This window comes from Nocardia wallacei (assembly GCF_029868745.1).
GTDB classification, from domain to species: domain Bacteria; phylum Actinomycetota; class Actinomycetes; order Mycobacteriales; family Mycobacteriaceae; genus Nocardia; species Nocardia wallacei_B.
The window spans coordinates 1-8,035 of sequence record NZ_JARWOP010000007.1 but is presented as its reverse complement, the minus strand read 5'-3'; the positions used below and the strand labels follow the sequence as shown (position 1 = coordinate 8,035).

Sequence of the window (8,035 nt, the reverse complement as noted above, 5' to 3'; positions counted from 1 at the left end):
GCGGTCGTCGGATTCCACCCGGGTCAGCAGGAACCCCGGCTCCTCGGCCGGACGCTGCACCAGGAAGCTCAGGGCCGTCGTCTGCCTGCCGTAGCTCGCGTCGTAGGCGGTGACGCGAATGTAGTGGCGCGGGAACGTGGTCCGGCACACCTCGAGTTCGGCGAGCACACCGTCGGGCTCGTCCAGGTCGAACAGCGGCAGGCCCCACATTTCCCAGTACACGTTGCGTGGATGCGGGTCGTCGGTGTACTCGATCGATACCGGCCAGTTGTTGAGCAGCGCGTACCGCACCTGGGCGGCTATGTCGGCGTCGGTCGGGGCGGGCAGGTGGGAGAACGTTCCCTGACGCAGATACATGGGGACCTCGGCTTTCAGCGGCTGGCGGTGGGTACGGCGTCGGGCGCGTCGGTGGAGGTGTAGTCGAAGGTGACATCGCCCCACGTGGTGAGCGCGGCGTCGAGCGGGCGGCACAGCTCCGCCGCCCGGCGCAGCACATCCGGCCCTTCCTTCAGCAGGTCGCGACCCTCGTTGCGCGCCTTGACAACTGCCTCCAGCGCCACCCGGTTCGCCTCGGCGCCCGCGGCGATCCCCATCGGATGCCCGATCGTGCCGCCGCCGAATTGCAGCACCACGTCGTCGCCGAACAGATCCAGCAACTGATGCATCTGCCCGGCATGGATACCCCCGGACGCGACCGGCATCACGCCGGGCAGGCTCGCCCAGTGCTGGTCGAAGAAGATGCCGTTGCGCGGATTCGCCGGAATGTGGTTGTCGCGCAAGGTGTCGTAGAACCCCTTGACCGTGTGCGGGTCGCCCTCGAGCTTGCCGATCACCGTGCCCGCGTGCAGATGGTCGACGCCGATCAACCGGCACCACTTGGCCAGCACCCGGAAGCTGACGCCGTGCGTCTTCTGCCGGGTATAGGTGGAATGCCCGGCGCGGTGCAGGTGCAGCAGCATGCCGTTGCGGCGCGCCCAATTCGACATCGACTGCATCGCGGTGTATCCGACGGTGAGATCCATCATGACGACGACGCTGCCGAGCGATTTCGCGAACTCCGCGCGCTCGTACATGTCCTCCATCGTCGCGGCCGTGACATTGAGATAATGTCCCTTCAGCTCACCTGTTTCCGCGATAGCCCGGTTTACGCCCTCCATCGCGAAAAGGTAACGATCACGCCATCGCATGAACGGCTGCGAGTTGATGTTCTCGTCGTCCTTCGTGAAATCGAGACCGCCCCGGCAGGCCTCGTACACCACCCGGCCGTAGTTGCGTGCCGAGAGACCGAGTTTCGGTTTCACCGTGGCGCCCAGCAGCGGCCGCCCGTACTTGTTCAGATACTCCCGTTCCATCACGGTACCGTGCGGCGGACCCGGAAAGGTCTTGACGTATGCCACCGGAATACGCATGTCCTCCAACCGCAATGCTTTCAGCGGTTTGAAACCGAAGACGTTGCCGATCACCGAGGAGGTCAGATTCGTGATCGAACCCTCTTCGAAGAGATCCAGATCGTAGGCGACATACGCGAAGTACTCCCCCGGCCGGCCCGGCACCTCGTCCACCCGGTAGCACTTGCCGCGGTACCGATCGTTCGCCGTGAGGCGGTCGGTCCACACGACCGTCCAAGTGGCGGTGGAGGATTCGCCCGCCACGGCCGCCGATGCCTCGACCGGGTCGACGCCCGGCTGCGGCGTCACCCGGAACACCGCGAGCACATCGGTGTCGCTCGGTTCGTATCCGGGGTCGTAGTAACCCATCGAGGCATAGGACTGAACGCCCGGATCCCAGCGGTCGCGTGCTGATTCGTCGGCCATCGTTCCTCCTGTTGGTCACGGGTGGCACCGTGCAGCTCAAGCATGAACTCCGCCGGTGTGGCCGAACAATTCGATTGTTTCTCGTCTCGCTCAATCGAATCGTTGAGTTTGCTACCGTCTGACGATGGGGACGGTGAGTGCGATCCGAATGGAAACCTTTCTCGCCGTGGCTCGTCACAACAGCATCCGGCGCGCCGCTGCGCAACTGCACATCACCGAGGCGGCCGCCTCCGCCGCCGTCGCGCACATCGAAAAACAGCTCGGTGCGAAATTGATCGCGAAATCCGGGCGCGGCATCACATTGACCGAGGCCGGCCGGGTTTACGCCGAATACTGCCGCAGCATCCTGGGTTTGATCAACGAGGCGCAGGCCGCGGTCCGCCGGGCCGAGACCGGACGCCTGCGCATCGGCGTCGTCGCCACCGCGGGCGAGTACGTGCTGCTGCGCCCGCTCGTGTCGTTCCGGGACCGCTACCCCGACATCGAGGTCGGCCTGTCGATCCAGCCCCGCGATGTGCTGTTCCTCGAATTGCTGCACCACGAGGCGGATCTCGTCATCGCTGGCCGCCCGCCGCGCGACACGGGCCTGGTCGTCCGCGCCCGGCGGCCCAGTTGCCTGGTCGTGGTCGGCGCGCCCGGCCACTGCCCGAACCCGCTGACCACCACCTGGCTGCTGCGCGGCCACGGCTCGGGCACCCGCGAAACCACCCTCGCCCTGCTGGACCGCCTGCAGATCCGCCCGCCGACGCTGACCCTCGGCTCGCACGGCGCGGTGCTCGCCGCCGCCCGGGAAGGCTTGGGCATCACGCTGATTCACAGCGACGCCATCGAGAACGATGTCGCGAGCGGGCGACTGGAGGTGCTGGCGGTCGACGGCACGCCGCTGGATCGGCCCTGGCACGCGGTCACCACCCGGACCCCGACCCCGGCCGCGCGCCTGTTCGTCGCCCATCTCACCGATGCCGAGCAGGTGGGGGCCGCGGTCTTCCGGCTGTGACATATTCCATTCGTCGCCGTATTTATTTAGTTAGCGGCCTACAACTATATTGACAAGAGGTTCCGTCCACTCGATTTACCTGGAAGGACGCTCTTGACTTCCGCTCAACCTCCCGGCGGCGTCGACGTCGGCGACGTCCGGACCATCCGCCGCCGGCTGCGCGTGGATCATGACCACCCGCACTACAAGTGGGTGGCGCTGTCGAACACGACGCTGGGCATGCTGATGGTCACCATCAACTCCTCGATCGTGATCATCTCGCTGCCGGCGATCTTCCGTGGCATCCACCTCAACCCGCTCTCGCCCGGCAACGTCAGCTACCTGCTGTGGCTCATCATGGGCTTCCTGCTGACCTCCGCGGTGCTGGTCGTGATGTTCGGACGCCTCGGCGACATGTTCGGCCGGGTGCGCATCTACAACCTCGGCTTCGTCGTCTTCACGCTGTCGGCGATCGCGCTGTCGTTCGATCCGTTCGACCTCGGCGGCGGCGCGATGTGGCTGATCGTGTGGCGGGTCATCCAGGGCGTCGGCGGCGCCATGCTGATGGCCAACTCCTCGGCGATCCTCACCGACGCCTTCCCCGCCCGGCAGCGCGGCGTGGCGCTGGGCATCAACCAGGTCGCGGCCGTCGCCGGGTCGTTTCTCGGCCTGCTGATCGGCGGCCTGCTCGCCGAATGGGACTGGAAGGCCGTGTTCTGGGTGAGTGTGCCGTTCGGCATCATCGGGACCGTCTGGTCCTACCGGTCGCTGCACGACAACGGCGTGCGCACGCCCGGCTCGCTCGATCTGCCCGGCACCCTGACCTTCGCATTGGGTCTGACCGCCCTGCTGTCCGGCATCACCTACGGCATCCAGCCGCACGGCAGCTCCAAGACCGGCTGGACCAACCCGTGGGTCCTGGGAGCCGTATTCGGCGGCATCGCACTACTGGTGGCGTTCTGCTACATCGAGACCAAGGTGAAGCAGCCGATGTTCCAGATGTCGCTGCTGCGCAACCGCACCTTCGCGCTGGGCAACTTCGCCAGCCTGATGTCCTCGGTCGGGCGCGGCGGGCTGCAGTTCATGCTCATCATCTGGTTGCAGGGCATCTGGCTGCCGTTGCACGGCTTCGACTACGAGTCCACGCCGCTGTGGGCGGGCATCTACATGCTGCCGCTCACCGTGGGTTTCCTTGCGGCGGGGCCGGTTTCGGGCTGGCTGTCGGATCGCTACGGCGCGCGGCCGTTCGCCGCGGGCGGGCTCGCGATCGTGGCCGTCACCTTCGTGTTGCTGGTGGTGATCCCGGTCGACTTCAACTATTGGGTGTTCGCGCTGGTCATCCTGTTCAACGGGCTCGGCTCGGGCATGTTCGCCTCGCCCAATACCGCGGAGGTGATGTCGGCGGTGCCGGCCTCGCAGCGCGGCGTCGCCTCCGGCATGCGGGCGACCCTGATGAACGGCGGCATGGCGCTGTCGATCGGAATCTTCTTCTCGCTGATGATCGTCGGCCTGTCCGGCACGCTGCCGGGCGCGATGGACTCCGGGCTGCGCAGCCAGGGCGTATCCGCCGACGTGGCCGGCCAGGTGGCCGACATGCCGCCCGTGGGCAGCCTGTTCGCCACCTTCCTCGGGTACAACCCCTTCAAGGAATTGCTCGGCCCCACCGGGACGCTCGACCAGCCCGGCGTGCACGCCGACGTGCTCACCGGTCAGGAGTTCTTCCCGAACCTGATCTCGGGCCCGTTCCACTCCGGACTCGTGGTGGTCTTCCTCGGCGCCGCGCTCATGATGCTGATCGGCGCGATCGCGTCCTGGTTCGCGGGCGGGCGGTACGTCGTGGACGAGCGGGAGGAACTCGCCCAAGCGGAGCGTGCGGGCATACTTGCTGAAACGGACCGCGCCGAATCGGGCAATACCGGCACGGCCTCGACTCGGGTAGGAGCGAAGTCAGGATGATTCAGCAGGAGCGCACGCGCAGCGCCGAGCAGCTCGCCGAGGCGGCCGATCTCTATCTGTCGCTGGGCCGGATCAATCGGCTGCTGCGCCGCGCCGGCGACCTGGGATCGCTCAGCCCCGGATCGGCCTCCGCGCTGGCGTCGCTGGTGCGCACCGGCCCGATGCGGCTGGGCGACCTGGCCGCGGCCGAACGCGTCACCGCGCCGACCATGTCACGGATCGTGTCGGGCCTGGAGAAGGTCGGCTATATCGAGCGCACGGCCGATCCCGTGGACGGCCGCGCGCAGTTGCTGACGGCGACCGAACCCGCACACGCCCTGGTCAACGGCCTGACCTCGGCCCGCATCCAGCGCTTCGCGGCCGCGCTGGACGATCTGGAACCCGGCGAGCGAGCACTGCTCACTACCGCCATGACCAGGCTGGTCGATCTGCTCGACGAGTAACTCTGCTCACTTTTCTCGGTCACGTATGCCGTTGTGGCTGCGCAATATTGCGAAATCTGATAGAAAAAGATCACTTCTGCTGACAAAGATCTGGGTTGCTCACACCGTGGTGAGCCGGAGGTTCGAGCTCCGAAACCCTCTGTAGCAGCGCGGCTTCCGGAGCTCGTCACTGTTTCCGGAGGAGAACCGTGATGACTGTCCGCTCCAATATCACTCCGACCGTCTCGCCCGAGAACGACGAGGCGGCGCCGGACGAGGCCGTAGTCTGGCCCGAACCGAGTCCACTCTCGTCGTGGTGGCAGCAGGTGATGCAAGCGCCCGCGGAACGCCGCCCGGCACCGGGCGCCCTCTAGTACGCCACTCCGGCCGGTTCTTGGCCGGAATCTCGCACGCAGATTCCGGCCAAGAACACGCCGGAATGGGTGATAGGCGAACCGTCTGCCGGAATGGGTAAGGCGAACCCGTCTGCCGGAATGGTGGATGGTGGACAACTCTTGACTTGGAGTTCGCTCCGGGTCGTAGCGTCGGTGAGGGGTGGGCGCGTGCTCACCAGGATCCGGTGTTATCAAGGAGGACCGTCCGCATGATCGCGACCAGGAAACTCGGCGAGTTGACCGTCGGTGCGCAAGGGCTCGGGTGCATGGGCATGAGCCAGGCCTACGGCGTGCGCGACAACGACGCCGAGTCGATCGCCACCATCCATCGCGCGCTGGATCTCGGTGTCACGCTGCTCGACACCGCCGACGTGTACGGCGCCGGCGTCAACGAGGAACTCGTCGGCCGGGCCATCACGGACCGGCGCGACCAGGTGGTGCTGGCGACCAAGTTCGGCATCGTGTGGGGCGAGGGCGGGTCGATGGGCGCGCGCGGCGACGCCGCCTACGTGCGGCAGTCCGCCGATGCGTCGCTGGCCCGGCTCGGCGTCGACCACATCGACCTGTTCTATCAGCACCGCGTCGATCCGAACGTGCCGATCGAGGAGACCTGGGGCGCGCTGTCGGAGCTGGTGACCGCCGGGAAGGTGCGCTACCTCGGCATCTCCGAGGCGTCCGCGGCCACCATCCGCCGCGCGCACGCCGTGCATCCGGTCACCGCGCTGCAGAGCGAATGGTCACTGTGGACCCGCGAGATCGAGGCCGAAGTGGTGCCGGCCTGCCGCGAACTGGGCATCGGCATCGTGCCGTTCTCTCCGCTGGGCCGCGGTTTCCTCACCGGCGCCATCACCTCCACCGACGATCTGCCCGCCGACGACATGCGCCGCCGCCTGCCCCGGTTCGCCGACGGCAATATCGACAGCAACCTGGCGATCGTCACCGCGTTGCGGGAGCTGGCCCAGGAGAAGGGCGTCACCGCAGGGCAATTGGCGCTGGCGTGGGTACAGAGCCGAGGCGCGGACGTCGTGCCGATCCCGGGGACCAAGCGCCGCACCTATCTCGAGCAGAACGTGGCAGCTGTCGACATCGAGCTGAGCGCCGACGACGTGGCCCGCATCGAGGCCGCCGCACCCGCGGCCGCCGTCGCCGGTGCGCGCTACCCGGAGGAACTGGCCCGCGCCGCCGGGAAGTGAACCGTCACCGATTCGGGTGCAGCGTGCCCGAACGGTCCCAGTGGCCCCGCTCCCCCGTCCGGTACATCCGGGTGCCGGGCGGGCCGAACGGGCAGGCGACGAGATGTGCGGCCGTCCGCGCGGCGTGCTCGTCGTTCGCGAATTGGTCGTAGCACACGTAGATCTCGCCCGGCACCAGCGGCGGGGACGGGCGCAACATGGGGTCCAGGACGAAGATTCTCCGCTCGCTCCAGCTCAGCACCGTGCGCCGTTCGTCCCCTGGGAGCAGGTCGGTGGCCGCGACCGTCCGCCCGGGGACGTCGGTGAGCGCGGTGCAGGCGGCGTAGAACCGGTCCCACCATCGCTCCGCGTACCCGAACCGGGCCACGTGCGCCGGGTGCACGACGAGCCGGAAGGACGGCCGCCCGGCGCGCGGCCGCACCACCACCAGCGTGGTGTGGCTGTCGAGGAAAGCGGTAGTGCCCGAGTGGATCTCGGTCCCGTGCTCGCTCGGATCGTCGGCATCGGGCGGGACGTCCACGAAAAGCACCGCGGTATCCGATGTTTCGGACGGGGCGGTCTGTATTCCGGCCGCGAGCTCGGCGAGTGTCTGCCGGGGGCGCAGCCGGGCACGCACGGTCGCGGTGTCGAACAGCCGCACCGTGCGCGCCGCGCCCGAACCGGTCGCGCAGAGCGCCGAGGCGATGCCGAAAACCACGTCGTCGCTGCCCGTTACATGCGCCAGCACCAGCGCCCACGCCGTGGTCACCAGGGTGTCGAACGTCAGCCCGGCGCGGGAGGCGCCCGCCAGCAGCCGGTCGACCACCGGCACGGGCAGGGTGAAGGCTTGGGCGACTGCGCTTTCCGGCCGGGACACCCGGCCGCTTCGGGTCGCGACCGCCTCCCGTCGCGTGCTCGGCGCGGTGCGCTCGCACCCGAGCCGCCGCGGCGCGCACTCCGAAAAGCGCCGCGCCGGTGAGGGTTCCGACGACTCGCCGAATTCGGCGTCGATCCGGCTCAATGCCGGTGCCGTGCCGTTCGCGCAGGGGTCGAATCCGGGTGGGAACAGCTCGAATTCGGCGTGATCGTGCTCATCGAACTCCCTCCCGCTACGGAAACCGCGTCCGGCCACGGTTCCCGTCACACCCGCGCTCGAACACACCGTAACCGGTGCGCGCCGACCTCGCACGGGATGCTCGCGAGACAGGGGGGGGGGGGGGGGGGGGGGCGGCGGCGGGGCCCCCCGCGCCCCCCCGGGGGCCGGCGGCCGCGCGGGCGGGGGGGGCGGCGCCGCCGCCCG

At 68.2% G+C, this 8,035-nt stretch carries 8 protein-coding genes; 5 read left to right on the top strand and 3 right to left on the bottom strand.

Annotated elements, in window-relative coordinates:
• Nucleotides 1–357 (bottom strand): ribulose bisphosphate carboxylase small subunit (locus QH470_RS00130; RefSeq protein WP_280270162.1); only part of this gene is annotated, 357 nt, incomplete at its 3' end.
• A 14-nt stretch (nt 358–371) separates the two neighbouring features.
• The gene (locus tag QH470_RS00125; protein ID WP_280270161.1) at nt 372–1,814 is read right to left on the bottom strand and encodes a form I ribulose bisphosphate carboxylase large subunit; all 1,443 of its coding nucleotides are present in this window, start codon (nt 1,812–1,814) and stop codon (nt 372–374) included.
• Between the two features lie 124 nt (nt 1,815–1,938).
• On the opposite strand from QH470_RS00125, the gene QH470_RS00120 reads away from it, so the two are divergent.
• From QH470_RS00120 to QH470_RS00100, 5 genes are all read left to right on the top strand, one after another.
• Nucleotides 1,939–2,811 carry a LysR family transcriptional regulator gene (locus tag QH470_RS00120; RefSeq protein WP_280270160.1) on the top strand — a complete coding sequence of 291 codons (873 nt, stop codon included), beginning with the start codon at nt 1,939–1,941 and terminating at the stop codon, nt 2,809–2,811.
• 93 nt (nt 2,812–2,904) lie between these two features.
• Entirely contained in the window at nt 2,905–4,746 is a 1,842-nt protein-coding gene (locus QH470_RS00115; RefSeq protein ID WP_425302558.1) for an MFS transporter, read from the top strand.
• The gene (locus QH470_RS00110; protein ID WP_280270159.1) at nt 4,743–5,189 is read left to right on the top strand and encodes a MarR family winged helix-turn-helix transcriptional regulator; all 447 of its coding nucleotides are present in this window, start codon (nt 4,743–4,745) and stop codon (nt 5,187–5,189) included. The genes QH470_RS00115 and QH470_RS00110 overlap by 4 nt, the downstream gene beginning before the upstream one ends.
• 191 nt (nt 5,190–5,380) lie before the next feature.
• Nucleotides 5,381–5,542 carry a hypothetical protein gene (locus QH470_RS00105; RefSeq protein ID WP_280270158.1) on the top strand — a complete coding sequence of 54 codons (162 nt, stop codon included), beginning with the start codon at nt 5,381–5,383 and terminating at the stop codon, nt 5,540–5,542.
• Between the two features lie 230 nt (nt 5,543–5,772).
• Nucleotides 5,773–6,756 carry an aldo/keto reductase gene (locus QH470_RS00100; protein WP_280270157.1) on the top strand — a complete coding sequence of 328 codons (984 nt, stop codon included), beginning with the start codon at nt 5,773–5,775 and terminating at the stop codon, nt 6,754–6,756.
• 4 nt (nt 6,757–6,760) lie between these two features.
• Here the strand turns inward: QH470_RS00100 and QH470_RS00095 are convergent, their stop codons facing one another.
• Nucleotides 6,761–7,879 carry a hypothetical protein gene (locus QH470_RS00095; RefSeq protein ID WP_280270156.1) on the bottom strand — a complete coding sequence of 373 codons (1,119 nt, stop codon included), beginning with the start codon at nt 7,877–7,879 and terminating at the stop codon, nt 6,761–6,763.
• Between the last annotated feature and the right edge of the window lie 156 nt (nt 7,880–8,035).

Excerpts from the sequence above, each read along its gene's own strand:
- QH470_RS00125 (WP_280270161.1), bottom strand. The coding sequence starts at position 1,814 with ATGGCCGACGAATCAGCACGCGACCGCTGGGATCCGGGCGTTCAGTCC.
- QH470_RS00120 (WP_280270160.1), top strand. The coding sequence starts at position 1,939 with ATGGGGACGGTGAGTGCGATCCGAATGGAAACCTTTCTCGCCGTGGCT.
- QH470_RS00110 (WP_280270159.1), top strand. The coding sequence starts at position 4,743 with ATGATTCAGCAGGAGCGCACGCGCAGCGCCGAGCAGCTCGCCGAGGCG.
- QH470_RS00105 (WP_280270158.1), top strand. The coding sequence starts at position 5,381 with ATGACTGTCCGCTCCAATATCACTCCGACCGTCTCGCCCGAGAACGAC.
- QH470_RS00100 (WP_280270157.1), top strand. The coding sequence starts at position 5,773 with ATGATCGCGACCAGGAAACTCGGCGAGTTGACCGTCGGTGCGCAAGGG.